Consider the following 17,783-nt stretch of genomic DNA (forward strand, 5'->3'; position numbering starts at 1 on the left):
CCCGGTAACCTCACACCCATGGCCTCACGTCCGTCCGCAGCCAAGAAGCCGCCTTCGAAGAAGGCGGCAGCTCCCGTGAAGGCTCCGGCGAAGAAGGCCGCCGCGAAGAAGGCCCCGGCCAGGAAGGCGCCCGCCAGGAAGGCCGTGGCGAAGAAGTCCGTGCCCCCGAGGCCGGCACCCAGCGCCACCGGGGGCGTGTACCGGCTCGTGCGCGCCCTTTGGCTCGGTCTCGCGCACGCCGTCGGCGCCGTCTTCCGCGGCATAGGGCAGGGTGCGAAGAACCTCGACCCGGCCCACCGCAAGGACGGCGTCGCGCTGCTCCTGTTCGGCATCGCCCTGATCGTCGCGGCGGGTACCTGGGCGGACCTCAAGGGGCCCGTCGGCGACCTGGTGGAGATCCTGGTCACCGGCGCGTTCGGCCGGCTCGACCTGCTGGTGCCGATACTGCTGGCGGTGATCGCCGTACGGTTCGTCCGGCACCCGGAGAAGCCGGAGGCCAACGGACGGATCGTGATCGGCCTGTCCGCGCTCGTCGTCGGTGTGCTCGGCCAGGTCCACATCGCCTGTGGCGCGCCCGCGCGCAGCGACGGCATGCAGGGGATAAGGGACGCCGGCGGTCTCATCGGCTGGGCGGTGGCCACCCCGATGACGTACACCATGACCGACATGCTCGCCGTGCCCCTGCTGGTGCTGCTGACGATCTTCGGGCTGCTCGTGGTGACCGCCACCCCGGTCAACGCCATCCCGCAGCGGCTGCGGAAGCTCGGCGTCCACCTGGGCGTGCTGCACGACTACGAGGCGGACCAGCTCGTCGACGAGGGCCACTACGACGAGCAGTGGCGCGAGGCGACGCCCGCGCGCCCGCGCAGGCGCTCCGGCGCCCCTTTGGCGTACGACCCCGACGGCGCCGAGGAAGAGGTCCTCTCGCAGCGTCGCGGGCGCCCCAGGCGCTCTGCGGTGCCCCAGCCGGATCCGCAGCGGCAGATGGACGCAGTGGACGTCGCGACGGCTGCCGCCGCCGCGCTCGACGGCGCCGTGCTGCACGGCATGCCGCCGTCCCCGCTCGTCGCCGACCTCACGCAGGGAGTGAGCGCGGGGGAGCGCGAGGACACCACCCCGGTGCCCGCGCCGGCGTCCGAGCCCGATCCGACGCCCGAGCGCTCGCCGGTCCCGGCCCCGGCGGCTCGCCCCAGGCACCAGAAGCTTTCGACCGGTCTCGTCCCGGATCTGACCAAGAAGGCCCCCGAGGAGCCCCGCGACCTGCCCGCGCGCGCGGAGCAGCTCCAGCTCTCCGGCGACATCACCTACGCGCTGCCCTCCCTGGACCTGCTCACACGCGGTGGCCCCGGCAAGGCGCGCAGTGCCGCCAACGACGCGGTCGTCGCCTCGCTCACCCAGGTCTTCACCGAGTTCAAGGTCGACGCGGCCGTCACCGGCTTCACCCGCGGCCCGACGGTCACCCGCTACGAGGTCGAGCTCGGCCCCGCCGTGAAGGTCGAGCGGATCACCGCGCTGACCAAGAACATCGCCTACGCCGTCGCCAGCCCGGACGTGCGGATCATCAGCCCCATCCCCGGCAAGTCAGCGGTCGGCATCGAGATCCCGAACACGGACCGGGAGATGGTCAACCTCGGTGACGTGCTGCGCCTCGCGGAGTCCGCCGAGGACGACGATCCGATGCTGGTCGCCTTCGGCAAGGACGTCGAGGGCGGGTACGTCATGCACTCGCTGGCGAAGATGCCGCACATGCTGGTCGCCGGCGCCACCGGCTCCGGCAAGTCGTCCTGCATCAACTGTCTGATCACCTCGGTCATGATGCGGGCGACCCCCGAGGACGTCCGGATGATCCTGGTCGATCCCAAGCGCGTCGAGCTGACCGCCTACGAGGGCATCCCGCACCTGATCACGCCGATCATCACCAACCCCAAGCGGGCCGCCGAGGCGCTGCAGTGGGTGGTCCGCGAGATGGACCTCAGGTACGACGACCTGGCCGCCTACGGCTACCGGCACATCGACGACTTCAACCGCGCGGTCCGCGAGGGCAAGGTCAAGCCGCCCGAGGGCAGCGAGCGGGAGCTGCAGCCGTACCCGTACCTGCTGGTGATCGTGGACGAGCTGGCCGACCTGATGATGGTCGCCCCGCGTGACGTCGAGGACGCGATCGTGCGCATCACCCAGCTCGCGCGCGCGGCCGGCATCCACCTCGTGCTCGCCACCCAGCGTCCTTCCGTCGACGTGGTCACCGGTCTGATCAAGGCCAACGTGCCCTCCCGGCTCGCCTTCGCCACCTCCTCGCTCGCCGACTCCCGCGTCATCCTCGACCAGCCCGGTGCTGAGAAGCTGATCGGCAAGGGCGACGGTCTGTTCCTGCCGATGGGCGCGAACAAGCCGACCCGTATGCAGGGCGCGTTCGTGACCGAGGAGGAGGTCGCGGTCGTCGTCCAGCACTGCAAGGACCAGATGGCGCCGGTCTTCCGGGACGACGTCACCGTGGGCAGCAAGCAGAAGAAGGAGATCGACGAGGACATCGGCGACGACCTCGATCTGCTGTGCCAGGCGGCCGAGCTGGTCGTCTCCACCCAGTTCGGGTCGACGTCCATGCTCCAGCGCAAGCTGCGCGTCGGCTTCGCCAAGGCCGGCCGCCTCATGGACCTCATGGAGTCCCGCAACATCGTGGGACCGAGCGAGGGCTCCAAGGCGCGTGACGTTCTGGTGAAGCCTGACGAGCTGGATGGCGTGCTGGCGATGATTCGCGGGGAGTCTGAGGGATAGCGCGCAGGACCGTTCGGCGGAGCCGGCTACGCCGGGTGGCCGCATCGCCGTGACCCACCCGTTAGGGAGCGGCGAGCAACCGTTTGCCTTTGTCGTACGTCCAGTTGAGCGAAAGGACAGGTAAGGGTCCCACCCTGGGGTACCTGCTTGTCCGACCATCGGCATGTCAGGCCATACACATGGCGTAGAAAGTCATACCGTCCGGTTGCCCCACCCTTTCGTCACCCCCCTAGACTGAGCTTCCAGCACAGGTGGCTACACGCTCGAAAGGCGCCCCCGTGTCCATCGGCAACTCCCCTGAAGACGAGCGTCCGTTCCGAGACGAGTCCCAGGAAGCCCGACCCTCCGTCGGCCGCGCCCTCCAGCAGGCGCGGATCGCGGCCGGGCTCACCGTGGACGACATCAGCAGTGCCACTCGTGTCCGTATCGCCATCGTGCACGCCATCGAGGCGGACGACTTCGCCCCCTGCGGCGGCGACGTGTACGCCCGTGGGCACCTGCGCACGCTGGCCAGAGCCGTCCACCTCGACCCCGAGCCGCTGATCGCCCAGTACGACGCCGAGCACGGCGGCCGTCCCGAGCCCACCCCCGCCGCGCCCCTGTTCGAGGCGGAGCGGATCCGGCCCGAGCGACGGGGCCCGAACTGGACGGCGGCGATGGTGGCCGCGATCGTCGTCGTGATCGGCTTCGTCGGGTTCACCGCGTTCAAGGGCGGCGACGACTCCGGCGACTCGAAGTCGCAGCTCGCCGAGGGCACCACGCCCACCGTCGGCAAGTCCGCCGCGTCCACGACGAAGAAGGAGAAGCCGGCCGAGCCGACCGGCGCGCCCTCCGACAGCGCCATCGCCGCCGCACCCCAGGACAAGGTGACCGTCCAGGTCAGCGCCCCCAACGGACGCAGCTGGATCTCGGCCAAGGACCACAACGGCCGGATGCTCTTCGACGGGCTGCTGAAGAAGGGCCAGTCCAAGACCTTCCAGGACACCTCCAAGATCAACCTGATCCTCGGTGACGCGGGCGCGATCGAGCTGTACGTCAACGGCAAGAAGATCGAGGACACCTTCCGGCCCGGCGCGGTGGAGCGCCTCACCTACACGAAGGGCGACCCGGTGGCCGGCTGACGGGCCCCCGATTGACCGGCGTGTGACGGAGTCGGCCACGATCGGCCAACCCCGTCGACGTGGGCTGCCAGTGAGACAAAGTAGTCTTGAGCCCATGCCTGAACGCCGTACCGTCGCACTCGTCACTCTCGGCTGCGCCCGTAACGAGGTGGACTCGGAGGAGCTCGCAGGCCGTTTGGAGGCGGACGGCTGGCAGCTCGTCGAGGACGCCGCGGACGCCGACGTCGCCGTGGTCAACACCTGTGGCTTCGTGGAAGCCGCGAAGAAGGACTCCGTCGACGCCCTCCTGGAGGCCAACGACCTCAAGGATCATGGCAGAACCCAGGCCGTCGTGGCGGTGGGCTGCATGGCCGAGCGGTACGGCAAGGAGCTGGCCGAGGCGCTGCCCGAAGCCGACGGCGTGCTCGGCTTCGACGACTACGCGGACATCTCCGACCGCCTCCAGACCATCCTGTCCGGCGGTATCCACGCCGCCCACACCCCGCGCGACCGGCGCAAGCTGCTGCCGATCAGCCCGGCCCAGCGGCAGGAGTCGGCCGCGGCGGTGGCGCTTCCGGGGCACGCCCCGGCCGACCTCCCGGCGGGCGTCGCGCCCGCCTCCGGCCCGCGCGCGCCCCTGCGCCGCCGGCTGGACGGCTCCCCGGTCGCCTCGGTCAAGCTGGCCTCGGGCTGCGACCGGCGCTGCTCCTTCTGCGCCATCCCCTCCTTCCGCGGCTCCTTCATCTCCCGCCGCCCCAGCGACGTCCTCAACGAGGCCCGCTGGCTGGCCGAGCAGGGCGTGAAGGAGATCATGCTCGTCTCCGAGAACAACACCTCCTACGGCAAGGACCTGGGCGACATCCGCCTGCTGGAGTCCCTGCTGCCGGAGCTGGCCGATGTCGACGGCATCGAGCGGGTGCGGGTGAGCTACCTCCAGCCGGCCGAGATGCGCCCCGGGCTCATCGACGTACTGACCTCGACCCCCAAGGTCGCCCCGTACTTCGACCTGTCCTTCCAGCACTCCGCGCCCGACGTGCTGCGCGCCATGCGCCGCTTCGGCGACACCGACCGGTTCCTGGAACTGCTCGACACCATCAGGACCAAGGCCCCCGAGGCCGGTGTCCGCTCCAACTTCATCGTCGGCTTCCCCGGTGAGACCGAGTCCGACCTGGCCGAACTGGAGCGCTTCCTGAACGGCGCCCGGCTGGACGCCATCGGCGTCTTCGGCTACTCCGACGAGGAGGGCACGGAAGCGGCGACGTACGACAACAAGCTGCACGAGGACGTCGTCGCCGAGCGCCTGGCCCACATCTCGCGGCTGGCCGAGGAACTCGTCTCGCAGCGCGCCGAGGAGCGCGTCGGCGAGACCGCCCGGGTCCTGGTGGAGTCCGTCGACGAGGAGGAGGGCGTCTACGGCCGCGCGGCGCACCAGGCGCCGGAGACCGACGGACAGATGCTGCTCACGAGCGGCGCGGGCCTGAGCGTCGGACGTATGGTCGAGGCGAAGGTGGTCGGTACGGAGGGTGTCGACCTGGTGGCCGAGCCGCTGACCGGCTCGCTCGCGTGTAGTGAGGAGGCGGGCAGATGACCGGAGTCCCGGCATCCGCCGCGGGCGGCTCCTCCGGCGCGCAGGGCGCCCGCGGTTCCGCCGCCGCTGCCGACGGCGTTGCGTCCGAGGTCTCCGGTACTGCTTCAGGCCCCGAGAGCGGCGGCAGGTCACCGCGCGGTGGCAAGATCGCGGCCGCGGCCGTCAACCAGGCCAGTGTCTGGAACGTCGCCAATCTGCTGACCATGCTGCGGCTCCTCCTGGTGCCCGGCTTCGTCGCGCTGATGCTGGGGAACGGCGGCTACGACCCGGCCTGGCGCTCGCTGGCCTGGGCGGCCTTCGCCATCGCCATGATCACCGACCTGTTCGACGGACATCTGGCGCGCACCTACAACCTGGTCACCGACTTCGGGAAGATCGCCGACCCCATCGCCGACAAGGCGATCATGGGGGCGGCGCTCATCTGTCTGTCGGGCCTGGGCGATCTGCCGTGGTGGGTGACGGCCGTGATCCTCGGCCGGGAACTCGGCATCACCCTGCTGCGTTTTCTGGTCATTCGCTACGGCGTGATCCCCGCCAGCCGGGGTGGCAAGCTGAAGACACTCACCCAGGGCGTGGCCGTCGGGATGTACGTCCTGGCGCTGACGGGCTGGCTGGCCACCCTGAGGTTCTGGGTGATGGCCGCGGCGGTCGTCCTCACGGTCGTGACCGGCCTCGACTACGTGAGACAAGCCATTGTGCTGCGCCGGCAGGGAATCGCCGAGCGCGCTGCGGCGTTGGAGGAGAAGGAAGCGTGAGTTCCGTGGCCACCGAACTGGTGCGACTACTGACCGTGAGGGGCGAGACCCTTGCCGTCGCCGAGTCGCTGACCGGTGGCCTGGTGGCCGCGGAGATCACCGGGGTACCCGGGGCGTCCCGGGTGTTCCGGGGGTCGGTCACCGCTTACGCCACCGAACTCAAGCATGAGCTGCTCGGTGTCGACGCCACCCTGCTGGCCCAGCGGGGAGCGGTGGACCCCCAGGTCGCGGGCCAGATGGCAGCCGGAGTCCGCAAGGCTCTGGGGGCCGACTGGGGCATCGCGACCACCGGGGTCGCCGGCCCCGATCCGCAGGACGGCAAGCCCGTCGGGACCGTCTACGTGGCCGTGGAAGGGCCTCTCACCGCCCGTTCCGGTTCTGCCGGTGGCGGAAAAGTCGAGGGTCTGCGGTTGAACGGTAGCCGTGCGGAAATTCGTATGGAGAGTGTACGGAGCGTACTCGCAGTGCTCCTGGAGCAGCTTGCGGGCGAACAGACCGGGAATGAGCGGGCACAGGATACGGAACGGAACGGGGGGTTTTGATGTTTGCAGCCCTGAGTGAACACGACATCGCTCCCCGCACGGCCGCGGCGCGAGGCGGTACGGTGGGGCGAGAAGGATGCGGCTACGCGGTCCGAGGAGGGAGCCACCGATGATTCTGCTCCGTCGCCTGCTGGGTGACGTGCTGCGTCGGCAGCGCCAACGCCAGGGCCGTACTCTGCGCGAAGTCTCCTCGTCCGCCCGAGTCTCACTCGGCTATCTCTCCGAGGTGGAGCGGGGGCAGAAGGAGGCTTCCTCCGAGCTGCTCTCCGCCATCTGCGACGCGCTGGACGTACGGATGTCGGAACTCATGCGAGAAGTGAGCGACGAACTGGCGCTCGCCGAACTGGCCCAGTCCGCCGCGGCCACCGAGTCCGTGCCCACGTCGGTCCGACCGATGCTGGGTTCCGTGTCGGTGACCGGCGTGCCACCGGAACGGGTGACCATCAAGGCGCCCGCGGAAGCGGTGGACGTGGTCGCGGCGTGAGGATCGCGCGCGCGGCCTGACGAACCCGAGACGACCGAAGCCCCGGCCGGCTTCCCCAGCGAGACCTGGGAGGCCCGGCCGGGGCTTCCGTCTTGCCGATGACACCTTGTACCCGCTTCCTGCCCATTTGCCGGTGTTGGGCCATGCGGTCATCGTGAGAAGGACGTGACGGCGCCGGAGCACCGGAGGAAGCGGATGTACATCGTGAAGAGTTCGTTGGCCGACGCGGATCTGAAGACCGTGTCCGAGGCCCTCCAGGGCGCCCTCGTGGACCTGGTGGATCTCTCGCTGGCCGCCAAGCAGATCCACTGGAACGTGGTCGGCCCCCGCTTCCGCTCCATCCACCTCCAGCTCGACGAGGTCGTCGCCTCTGCCCGCACCCACTCGGACACAGTGGCCGAGCGGGCCTCGGCGCTGGGTGTGCCCCCCGACGGGCGCGCCGTCACGGTGGCCGCCACCAGCGGCATCAAGACCACTCCGGCGGGGTGGATCAAGGACACGGACGCGGTCTCGGCGATGGTGGACGCGCTCGGCGCCGTGATCTCCCGGATGCGAGAGCGGGTGGACGCGACCGGGGAACCGGACCCGGTGTCCCAGGACATCTTCATCCAGGTCACCGCGGATCTGGAGAAGCACCACTGGATGTTCCAGGCGGAGAACGCGTAGGAGCAGGCGAGACGGGCGGCCGGAGACACCCGCTGTTTCCGGCGCCATGTGGTCCGGCGTTGCATCGGTGAGCCCGTGATGCGCCTCCCGCGCGGGACAGGCGACGGTCTAGCGTCCGGCTGGAGGTGGTGGCGGGCATGGTGGGGCGGATAGTGCGCTGGGGGGTTGCGTTCGCGCTCGGGGCGGTGTGGTGGTGGGCCGTGCTGCGGCTCGCCGCCGGGCACGGCTCGGGCGTGCTGGAGGGGGCTGTCGCGGTCGGCGGATGGGGGTTGAGTCTGCTGCCGGTGCACTGTGTGTCCAAGCCGCACGCGACCGCGGCCGTTCCGCCGGGACGCTGGGTGGCCGCCTGGCGGTCCGGGGACGTCACCACGGCATCACCACACCCCCGTTCGGGCGAAGTATCTGACCTGTCGTGAACCCCGACGCGTCCGACGCCAGATACAGCACCGCGTGCGCGACGTCGTCCGGTTCGCCGACCCGGCCCAGTGGTGTCATCCGGGTCATCACGGCTTCGGTGTGCGCCTGTGCCTCGCGGTCGTGGCGATCGGTCATGGGGGTGCGGATCCAGCCCGGCGCGATCGCGTTGACCCGGATGCCCTGCGGGCCCATCTCGGTGGCCAGCGTCTTGGTCAGCTGCACCACGGCCGCCTTGGCCGCGCCGTAACCGAGCAGCCCGGCACCGCCGGTGTCGACCGCGCCGGAGGCCATGGTGACGATGCTGCCGCGGGTCTTGTGGGCGAGCATCAGCCGGGCCGCCTCCTGGCAGGCGTACAGCACGCCCTTGAAGTTGATGTTCAGCACCCGGTCCAGATCCTCGTCCAGGATCTCCAGGACCGGGCTGCTGTGCATGACCCCGGCGATCGCCGCCAGCACGTCCAGTCGCTCGCAGGACCGGACCGCCGCGGCCAGCCGGGCTCGGTCGGTGACGTCGAGGACGTGGATACGGGCCGTGCCGCCGCGGTCCTTGATCAGCGCGGCCGTGCCGTCCAGGCCGTCCGCGTCCCGGTCGGCACAGTGCACCGTGGCTCCCGCCTCGGCGAGCAGTACGGCGGAGGCCCGGCCGATGCCGCCGGCGGCTCCGGTGACGAAGGCGGTGCGTCCGGTGAGGTCGTACGCGGTGAGGGCCATGCAGGGACGGTACGAGCATTTCTGACGGGTCGTCAATTAGTGGGTGGGGGCGGGATCGGGGCCGTGCGGGCTCTTGCCGGGGCAGGCCGGCGGCTGACCCGGGGTGTGCGTGGTCAGCCGGTGCTGCGGGGGTAGCGGTCGCGCCAGCGCTGGGGGGAGCCGGCCGCGGGAGCGGGACCCGGCTGGCAGGTGGGGCACCAGTAGGTGGGCCGTTCCTGAGAGCCGTCACCCTGGTCTGCGACCCGGACGGGGGTGTGGCAGCGCAGGCAGGGGCGAGCTGCGCGGCCGTAGACGAACAGATCGGGCCAGGGCGGACGTGTCGCCTGCCGACGGGACAGGCCCGCCGTCTGCCGGACCGGGCGATCGCGGTTCGCCTCCAGGAGCCGCTTGGCCAGGCCGGGCAGCTTCTCGGCGCGGTCCGCGGGCAGCGCGCCGGCTGGCAGCCAGGGGGTCACGCCGAGCAGGAAGCACAGCTCGCTCTTGTAGACATTGCCGATGCCGGCCAGATTGCGCTGGTCCAGCAGGGCCTCGCCGAGCTGACGGGCGGGGTCCGCGAGGACGTTGGCCAGGGCCTGGTCGGGGTCCCAGTCCGGGCCGAGCAGATCGGGGCCGAGGTGGCCGACGGCCTGCTCCTCCTCGGTGGTGCGCAGCAGCTCCAGCACCGGCAGGCGGTAACCGACGGCGTCGCGATCGGCCGTGCCGAGGATGATCCGGATCTGGTGCGCCGGTCCGCCCCGCCAGCGTTCACCCGTGCCGAACACCTTCCACGCGCCCTCCATGCGCAGATGGGTGTGCAGGGTCAGACCGCCCTCGAAACGGGTGAGCAGGTGCTTGCCGCGCGGGATGGTGCTCAGCACCCTGCGGCCGGTCAGATCGACCGTCGCGTACTTGGGCACGCGGAAGTCGCTGCGGGTCAGCGTCTTGCCCGTGAGGGCTTCGTGCAGCCGCCGCGCGGCCTGCCAGACCGTGTCACCTTCGGGCATGCGTCAAGCGTGCCACGGTGGGGCGAGGTGGCGCGGGCCGGCGGTGGGTGGGCCTGGGGAGGCGGTGCGTGCCGACGGTGGTGGGCCTGGGGAGGTGGTGGGGGCCGGCGGTGAGCGGGCCCGGAGAGATCGTGCGTGCGTCGGAGGGCGGTGGCTCGGCCGAGCGGGAGGCGGTGCGTGCGTCGGAGGGCGGTGGCTCGGCCGGACGGGAAGCGGCGGGTGCGTCGGAGGGCGGTGGCTCGGCCGGGCGGGAAGCGGTCGTGGCAGGCCGGGCGGGGCGGCGGCCGTGGTCGGGGGAGCCGGACGGGGGCGTGCCGAAGGGGGCTGGTCAGGGTCGTCGTTTCGAGGGGGGGCTGGTCAGGGTGGTCGCGTCGAGGGGGCTGGGTGGTGGGCGTGGCGGGTGGAGCCGGATGGTGGCCTTGCGGGGGCGGAGACGATCGGTGGCTGTGCCGGGCGGAGACGATCGGTGGCTGTGCCGGGCGGCGGGCCGGTGGCGGTGCCGGTCACGCTCTCAGGCGCAGGCCGCGTGGGGTCGCCACGAATCCTGCCTCCTCCAGGAGGGTGCCGGTCGGAGAGGTCAGGGCCTGGGCGCCGTTGATCCGCTCGACCGTGACCGTGCCGAGTGAGCCCGCTCGGGCCGCCGCGGCCAGCGCCTCCGCGGCCGAGCGGAGGCGGGGGTCGTCCGCCGCGGCGGTGTCCGGGGCGGCGGGCCAGGCCAGCAGCGACTTGCCGCCACGCTCCATGTACAGCGTCAGCTCGCCCTCCACCAGGACGACCAGCGAACCCGCCTTGCGTCCCGGCTTGTGCCCGGCGCCGGTCGGCGGCTCCAGCCAGGGCAGCGCGGAGCCGTAGGCGTTCGCCGGGTCGGCCGCGGCGAGGACCACGGCACGGGGGTCGGGCGTGGCGGAACCCGTCCGGCCGGTGCCGTAGCCGCGGTGCGGGGCCGTGCCGTGGGCGGCCGGGCCGTAGGAGGGGGCCGGGCCGTAGGAGGGCGCCGAGCCGTAGGGGGTGGTGCCGCCGCGGGGGCCGCCGTAGCCCGGGGAGGCGAACGGGTCCGCGAGGTCGCGGGGTGAGACCTGGTCACCGTCGGCGGCGGGTCCGTCCTCCGGCGGCCAGGTGAAGTCACCGTCCAGGCCGGGGTGGGCGAAGCCGCTGTCGGCTGCGTCGAAGGTGTGGCCGTGCGGGGTGCCGTCGGTGCCGTCGAACGGGTTCGGGAACCCCTGCTCGGCGAAGCCGTTCGCGGCACCCGGGGCGCCGAAGCCGTTCGGGCGGGCCGGGGCGGGCAGGCCTTCGGCCCGCTCGCGGGCGTTCGCCACCGCGCGCAGGCGGTCCACCGCGCCGTCCATCGCGAACTGGGCCGCGCCCAGCCCCTCGACGACATAGCCCCGGCGGGCCTGACCACTGTCCTCGAACGCCGACAGCACCCGGTACACCGCCGAGAAGCCGCCCTCGACGCCCTCGGCGGCGACCGCGCCCCGGGTGACCACGCCGTGCCGGTCCAGGAGCGTGCGGGCCAGTGCGTGCGCGCGCACCGTGGCGTCCGGTTCGGTCGCGGGCAGCAGTGACCAGCGGCCGGCGACGGTCGGCGGGCCGGTGCGGGAGGCGGTGCGCGCGGCGGCCGTCAGGGAGCCGTAGCGTCCGCGGGGGACGGAGCGCTTGGCGCGGTGCGCGGTCGAGCCCGCCGTCCGGCCGGATCCCAGCAGGGCACGCAGGGGACTCAGGGTGTCGTTGGTGAGCCGGCCCGACCAGGCCAGGTCCCACAGCGCGTCGGCCAGTTGGGGATCGGTGACGTCGGGGTGCGTGGTGGCACGGATCTGGTCGGCGATCTGCCGGAAGAACAGGCCGTAGCCGCCGGAGAGGGCGTCGAGGACGGACTGGTGGAGCGCGGTGAGCTCCAGCGGGTGGGGCGCCGGGAGCAGCAGCGGGGCCGCGTCCGCCAGATAGAGGGAGACCCAGCCGTCCTTGCCGGGCAGGGCGCCCGCGCCGGCCCACACCACCTCGCCCGCGGCGGTCAGCTCGTCGAGCATCGAGGGCGTGTAGTTCGCCACACGGGAGGGCAGAACCAGTTTCTCCAGCGCGGAGGCGGGCACGGAGGCGCCCTGCAACTGCTCGACAGCGCGCACCAGTCCGTCCACTCCGCGCAGACTGTGCCCCCTGCCGATGTGCTGCCACTGCGGCAGGAACTGGGCGAGCGCGGCCGGAGGCACGGGCTCCAGCTCATGGCGCAGGGCCGCCAGCGAGCGGCGGCGCAGGCGGCGCAGTACGGCCGCGTCGCACCACTCCTGGCCGATGCCGGCCGGGTGGAACTCGCCCTGTACGACCCGGCCGTTCGCCGCGAGTCGCTGCAGGGCCCCCTCGGTGACCGCGACGCCCAGGCCGAACCGGGCCGCCGCGCTGGTCGAGGTGAACGGGCCGTGGGTACGGGCGTAGCGCGCGAGGAGGTCGCCCAAGGGGTCCTTGACCGGTTCGGTGAACGCCTCGGGGACACCGACCGGCAACGCGGTGCCGAGCGCGTCACGCAGCCGGCCCGCGTCCTCGACGGCCGCCCAGTGGTCGGCGGCCGCGATCCGGACCTTGATGGTCCGGCGGGCCCCGGCCAGCTCCCGCGCCCACTGCGGGTCCGCGCCGCGCTCGGCCAGCTCGGCATCGGTCAGCGGGCCGAGCAGCCGGAGCACATCGGCAACGCCCTCGACGTCCTTGATCCGGCGGTCCTCGGTGAGCCACTGAAGCTCGCGCTCCAGCTCGGTCAGCACCTCCGCGTCGAGCAGTTCGCGCAGCTCCGCCTGGCCCAGCAGCTCGGCCAGCAGCCGTGAGTCCAGCGAGAGCGCGGCGGCGCGGCGCTCGGCCAGCGGGGAGTCGCCCTCGTACAGGAACTGGGCGACGTACCCGAAGAGCAGGGACCGGGCGAACGGGGACGGCTCCGGGGTGGTGACCTCGACGAGGCGCACCTTGCGGGACTCGATGTCTCCCATGAGCTCGACCAGCCCGGGGACGTCGAAGACGTCCTGGAGGCATTCTCGGACCGCTTCCAGGACGATCGGGAACGAGCCGAACTCGCTGGCCACCTGGAGCAGTTGGGCCGCTCGCTGCCGCTGCTGCCACAGCGGGGTGCGCTTGCCGGGGTTGCGGCGCGGCAGCAGCAGCGCGCGGGCGGCACACTCCCGGAACCGGGAGGCGAACAGTGCCGAGCCGCCGACCTGGTCGGTGACGACCTGGTCGACCTCGCCCTTATCGAAGGCGACGTCCGACGCGCCCAACGGGGCCTGCTCGGTGTCGTACTCGCTGCCGGCCTTCGCGGGCTCCTGGTCGAGCAGGTCCAGGCCCATCAGATCGGCATCGGGCAGGCGCAGCACGATGCCGTCGTCGGCGTGCATGACCTGCGCGTCCATGCCGTACCGCTCGGACAGACGGGCGCCGAGGGCGAGGGCCCAGGGGGCGTGGACCTGGGCGCCGAAAGGGGAGTGGACGACGACGCGCCAGTCGCCCAGCTCGTCACGGAACCGCTCCACGACGATCGTGCGGTCGTCCGGGACATGGCCGCATGCCTCGCGCTGCTCGTGCAGGTACGACAGCACGTTGTCCGCCGCCCACGCGTCCAGGCCGGCCGCCAGCAGCCGCAGCCGAGCGTCGTCCTTGGGCAGCGAGCCGACCTCGCGCAGGAACGCGCCCACCGCGCGGCCCAGCTCCAGCGGGCGGCCCAGCTGGTCGCCCTTCCAGAAGGGCAGCCGGCCCGGCACACCCGGCGCGGGCGAGACCAGGACGCGGTCGCGCGTGATGTCCTCGATCCGCCAGGAGCTCGTGCCCAGCGTGAAGACGTCGCCCACCCGGGACTCGTAGACCATCTCCTCGTCCAGCTCGCCGACCCGGCCGCCGCCCTTCTTGGGGTCGGAACCGGCGAGGAAGACGCCGAACAGGCCGCGGTCCGGGATCGTGCCGCCGGAGGTGACCGCGAGGCGCTGGGCGCCCGGCCGGCCGGTGATCTCGCCGGTGACGCGGTCCCACACCACGCGCGGGCGCAGCTCCGCGAACGCGTCGGACGGGTAGCGGCCCGCCAGCATATCGAGCGTCGCCGTGAACGCCGACTCCGGCAGCGAGGCGAACGGTGCCGCGCGGCGGACCATGGCCAGCAGGTCGTCGAACTGCCAGGTGTCCAGCGAGGTCATGGCGACCAGCTGCTGCGCGAGCACGTCCAGCGGGTTCGCCGGAACCTTCAGCGACTCGATCGAGCCCGAGCGCATCCGCTCGGTGACCACGGCCGCCTGGACGAGGTCGCCCCGGTACTTCGGGAAGACGACACCGGTGGAGACGGCACCGACCTGGTGTCCCGCGCGGCCCACGCGCTGGAGACCGGAGGCGACCGAGGGCGGGGACTCGACCTGCACGACGAGATCCACCGCACCCATGTCGATGCCGAGTTCAAGACTGGAGGTGGCGACCACCGCGGGCAGCCGGCCGGCCTTCAGATCCTCCTCCACCAGGGCACGCTGCTCCTTGGAGACCGAGCCGTGGTGCGCGCGGGCGATCACCGGCGGCGCGCCCTGCGCCGCGCCCGAGCCGCCCATCAGCTCGGCGGGGGAGTGGCGCTCGTCCAGGGTCTCCCCGGTCGCCCGCTCGTAGGCGATCTCGTTGAGCCGGTTGCACAGCCGCTCCGCCAGCCGGCGGGAGTTGGCGAACACGATCGTGGAGCGGTGGGCCTGGACCAGGTCGGCGATCCGCTCCTCCACGTGCGGCCAGATCGACGGCCGCTCCCCGCCGTCGGCGGCGTCGGCGGCGGGGGCGCCTCCCAGCTCCCCCATGTCCTCGACCGGGACGACCACGGAGAGGTCGAACTCCTTGCCGGACTCCGGCTGGACGATCTCCACCTTGCGGCGTGGGGACAGATAGCGGGCGATCTCGTCCACCGGGCGCACGGTCGCGGACAGGCCGATCCGGCGGGCGGGCTTCGGCAGCAGCTCGTCCAGTCGCTCCAGGGACAGCGCGAGGTGGGCGCCGCGCTTGGTGCCCGCGACCGCGTGCACCTCGTCCAGGATCACCGTCTCCACGCCGCTGAGCGCCTCGCGCGCGGCCGAGGTCAGCATCAGGAACAGCGACTCGGGAGTGGTGATCAGGATGTCCGGCGGGCGCGTGGACAGGGCCCGGCGCTCGGCGGCCGGGGTGTCGCCGGACCGGATGCCGACCCGGATCTCCGGCTCGGGCAGCCCCGCGCGCACGGACTCCTGGCGGATGCCGGTCAGCGGGCTGCGCAGGTTGCGCTCGACGTCGACGGCCAGGGCCTTCAGCGGGGACACGTACAGCACCCGGCAGCGCTTCTTCGGGTCGGCCGGGGGCGGGGTCGAAGCCAGCTGGTCCAGGGCGGCGAGGAACGCGGCCAGCGTCTTGCCCGAGCCGGTCGGGGCGACCACCAGCACGTCCGAGCCCGCCTGAATGGCTTGCCACGCGCCCGCCTGGGCCGCGGTGGGCGCGGAGAAGGCCCCCGTGAACCAGCCGCGGGTCGCGGGGGAGAAGCCGTCGAGGGCCCGGTGGGCGGAGCTGACCATGCGTCCATCCTGCACCCGCCCACTGACAATCGGCCTGACCTGGGCAAATGGGGCGAGGTGCGGGGCGAGCCGGGGTGGTGGCCGGCTGGGTGCGGGGTGCGGGGTGCGGGGCGGGCCGGGGTGGTGGCCGGCTGGGTGGGGTGCGGGCCGGGCCGGGGTGGTGGTCGGCTGGGTGGGGTGCGGGGCGAGCCGGGGTGGTGGCCGGCTGGGTGCGGGGTGCGGGGTGCGGGGTGCGGGGTGGGCCGGGGTGATGTCCGGCTGGGCGGACAATGGCCGTATGGCTGGTTCAGGGGAGCGGGCACGGCACTGGCGGTACGCGGAGCTGCCCGGGGTCGACCTGCTGCGGGCCCGGTACATCCGCAAGTCCTTCGTCCGGCACACCCACGAGAACTTCGTGATCGCGGCCATCGCCGACGGCGTCGAGGTCTTCCATCACCACGGCTCCGACGTCTCCGCCGGCGCCGGAGCGCTCGCCCTGGTCAACCCGGACACCCCGCACACCGGACGGGCCGGGGTGCCCGAGGGCTGGCGGTACGGTGCGCTCTACCCGTCGCCCGACGTGGTCGCCGCGATCGCCGCCGAGACCACCACTCTCCGGGGCACACCGGGCTTCGTCCGCCCCGTCCTCGACGATCCCTGCACGGTCCGTCTGGTCCATCGGGTGCTGCGCGCGGCCGACGAGGGCAACGCGCTGGCCGCCGACACCCTTCTGCGGGTCGCGGTGACCAGGCTGCTGCGGCTGAACGGCGGTCCGCTGCCCGAGCGGCGGACCCGGACGGCCGGCGCGCGGATCGCGGCGCGCGCGCGTGCGGTGCTGGAGGAGCGCATGGCCGAGCCGCCGACCCTGGAGCGGCTGGCCGGGGACCTCGGCACCAGCCCGTTCGCCCTGCTGCGGGCGTTCCGCAGCGCCTACGGCATGCCGCCGCACACCTGGCTGACCGACGCCCGCGTGCGCCGCGCCCGGCTGCTGCTGGACGCGGGGACGACTCCCGCCGAGGCGGCAGTCGCCGTCGGCTTCACCGATCAGCCCCACCTCAATCGGCACTTCGCCCGGATCGTCGGCGTACCTCCGGGCGCGTACCGGCGTGAGCGCACGGGCCTGGGCGAGCGCAAGAACGTACAAGACGCGGGCTGACGGCCGCCCGTACCGTCGGGTGCGTGGCACAGCACATAGCACTCACCGACCAGACAGCCGACGGCTCGGACAAACCGGACAGGGCCGTCGTACGGGACGCCCTCGGGGTCGGCGTCGCCGTGGGCCTGTCCGGATTCGCCTTCGGGGTGACCTCGGCGGGCAGCGGACTGGGGCTGCTCCAGACCTGCGCGCTCAGCCTCCTGGTGTTCACCGGCGCCTCACAGTTCGCCCTGGTCGGCGCGCTCGCCGCCGGGGGCAACCCGTTCACGGCCGCGGCCGGTGCCTTCTTCCTGGGCGTGCGCAACGCCTTCTACGGGCTGCGGCTGTCACAGCTGCTCGCCCTCCCCCGCGCGGTACGGCCGTTCGCCGCCCAGTGGGTGATCGACGAGACCACCGCGGTGACCCTGGCACAGCCGACCCGGCGGGCCGCGCGGATCGGCTTCACCGTGACGGGGCTCAGCCTGTACGTGCTGTGGAACCTCACCACGCTGCTCGGCGCCCTGGGGGCCGAAGCGATCGGTGACACGCGCGCGTGGGGCCTGGACGCGGCGGGCCCCGCCGTGTTCCTCGCCCTGCTCGCGCCGCTGCTGAAGACGGCCGCCGAGCGTGCGGTCGCCGGCCTCGCCGTCCTGCTGGGCCTCGGTCTGCTGCCCGTCCTGCCGGCCGGCGTGCCGGTCCTGGTGGCGGCACTGGCGGCCCCGCTCGCGCTCTTCGCCGAGGGCCGGCGCCGGGGGCGTGCCGGGCGGGACGGACTCGACGGCGCGGAGGCGGACCGGTGAGCACCTGGCTCGCGATCGGAGTGACCGTCCTCGGCTGTTATGCCGTCAAGCTCGCCGGACTCCTCGTGCCGGCGCACACCGTGGAGCGGCCGTACGTGCGGCGGCTCGCCGCCCTGCTGCCGGTCGCGCTGCTCGCCGCGCTCACGGCCCAGCAGACGTTCGCCGAGGGACACGCGCTGATGCTGGACGCCAGGGCCGCGGGGCTGGGCGCCGCGGCCCTGGCCCTGGTGCTGCGGGCGCCGTTCCTGCTGGTCGTGGCGGCGGCCGTGGTGGTGACGGCGGGCGTACGGGCCATCGGCGGGTGAGGCGGGCCG

12 protein-coding genes and 1 pseudogene are annotated in these 17,783 nt (G+C 72.7%); 10 read left to right on the forward strand and 3 right to left on the reverse strand.

The window, feature by feature from the left end:
- Positions 1-18 precede the first annotated feature (18 nt).
- The 7 genes from ACIGYR_RS34645 (at position 19) to ACIGYR_RS34675 (ending at position 7,907) form a co-directional block, all read left to right on the forward strand.
- Positions 19-2,772, forward strand: coding sequence for a DNA translocase FtsK (locus tag ACIGYR_RS34645; RefSeq protein ID WP_399607591.1), 2,754 nt, complete (start codon positions 19-21; stop codon positions 2,770-2,772).
- Between the two features lie 278 nt (positions 2,773-3,050).
- Positions 3,051-3,893 (forward strand): helix-turn-helix domain-containing protein, encoded by an 843-nt coding sequence (locus tag ACIGYR_RS34650; RefSeq protein WP_399607594.1) that lies wholly within the window; start codon positions 3,051-3,053, stop codon positions 3,891-3,893.
- Between the two features lie 94 nt (positions 3,894-3,987).
- On the forward strand, positions 3,988-5,460 hold the full coding sequence (gene rimO, locus ACIGYR_RS34655) for a 30S ribosomal protein S12 methylthiotransferase RimO (RefSeq protein WP_399607596.1): 1,473 nt from the start codon (positions 3,988-3,990) through the stop codon (positions 5,458-5,460).
- On the forward strand, positions 5,457-6,215 hold the full coding sequence (gene pgsA / locus ACIGYR_RS34660; protein WP_391847414.1) for a CDP-diacylglycerol--glycerol-3-phosphate 3-phosphatidyltransferase: 759 nt from the start codon (positions 5,457-5,459) through the stop codon (positions 6,213-6,215). The genes rimO and pgsA overlap by 4 nt, the downstream gene beginning before the upstream one ends.
- Positions 6,212-6,757, forward strand: coding sequence for a CinA family protein (locus tag ACIGYR_RS34665; protein WP_399607600.1), 546 nt, complete (start codon positions 6,212-6,214; stop codon positions 6,755-6,757). Before pgsA ends, ACIGYR_RS34665 begins: the two co-directional genes overlap by 4 nt.
- A gap of 109 nt (positions 6,758-6,866) precedes the next feature.
- Positions 6,867-7,241 carry a helix-turn-helix domain-containing protein gene (locus ACIGYR_RS34670; RefSeq protein WP_164587610.1) on the forward strand — a complete coding sequence of 125 codons (375 nt, stop codon included), beginning with the start codon at positions 6,867-6,869 and terminating at the stop codon, positions 7,239-7,241.
- A gap of 195 nt (positions 7,242-7,436) precedes the next feature.
- The gene (locus ACIGYR_RS34675) at positions 7,437-7,907 is read left to right on the forward strand and encodes a Dps family protein (RefSeq protein WP_391847416.1); all 471 of its coding nucleotides are present in this window, start codon (positions 7,437-7,439) and stop codon (positions 7,905-7,907) included.
- 363 nt (positions 7,908-8,270) lie between these two features.
- On the opposite strand, the gene ACIGYR_RS34680 is transcribed toward ACIGYR_RS34675, so the two are convergent.
- From ACIGYR_RS34680 to ACIGYR_RS34690, 3 genes are all read right to left on the reverse strand, one after another.
- On the reverse strand, positions 8,271-9,035 hold the full coding sequence (locus tag ACIGYR_RS34680; RefSeq protein WP_399607603.1) for an SDR family NAD(P)-dependent oxidoreductase: 765 nt from the start codon (positions 9,033-9,035) through the stop codon (positions 8,271-8,273).
- 113 nt (positions 9,036-9,148) lie between these two features.
- On the reverse strand, positions 9,149-10,018 hold the full coding sequence (locus ACIGYR_RS34685) for an Fpg/Nei family DNA glycosylase (protein WP_399607606.1): 870 nt from the start codon (positions 10,016-10,018) through the stop codon (positions 9,149-9,151).
- 503 nt (positions 10,019-10,521) lie between these two features.
- Complete coding sequence (locus ACIGYR_RS34690) at positions 10,522-15,555, reverse strand: ATP-dependent helicase (protein ID WP_399607609.1); 5,034 nt, start codon at positions 15,553-15,555, stop codon at positions 10,522-10,524.
- Between the two features lie 277 nt (positions 15,556-15,832).
- On the opposite strand from ACIGYR_RS34690, the pseudogene ACIGYR_RS34695 reads away from it, so the two are divergent.
- From ACIGYR_RS34695 to ACIGYR_RS34705, 3 genes and pseudogenes are all read left to right on the forward strand, one after another.
- Positions 15,833-16,684, forward strand: a pseudogene (locus ACIGYR_RS34695) (AraC family transcriptional regulator); the annotation flags it as partial.
- 29 nt (positions 16,685-16,713) lie between these two features.
- Entirely contained in the window at positions 16,714-17,469 is a 756-nt protein-coding gene (locus ACIGYR_RS34700; RefSeq protein ID WP_399607611.1) for an AzlC family ABC transporter permease, read from the forward strand.
- Positions 17,466-17,774: an AzlD domain-containing protein gene (locus ACIGYR_RS34705; protein ID WP_391847421.1), complete on the forward strand. Its 309-nt coding sequence runs from the start codon at positions 17,466-17,468 to the stop codon at positions 17,772-17,774. Before ACIGYR_RS34700 ends, ACIGYR_RS34705 begins: the two co-directional genes overlap by 4 nt.
- Positions 17,775-17,783 lie beyond the last annotated feature (9 nt).

The organism is Streptomyces sp. NPDC053076 (assembly GCF_044546845.1).
Lineage (GTDB): Bacteria > Actinomycetota > Actinomycetes > Streptomycetales > Streptomycetaceae > Streptomyces.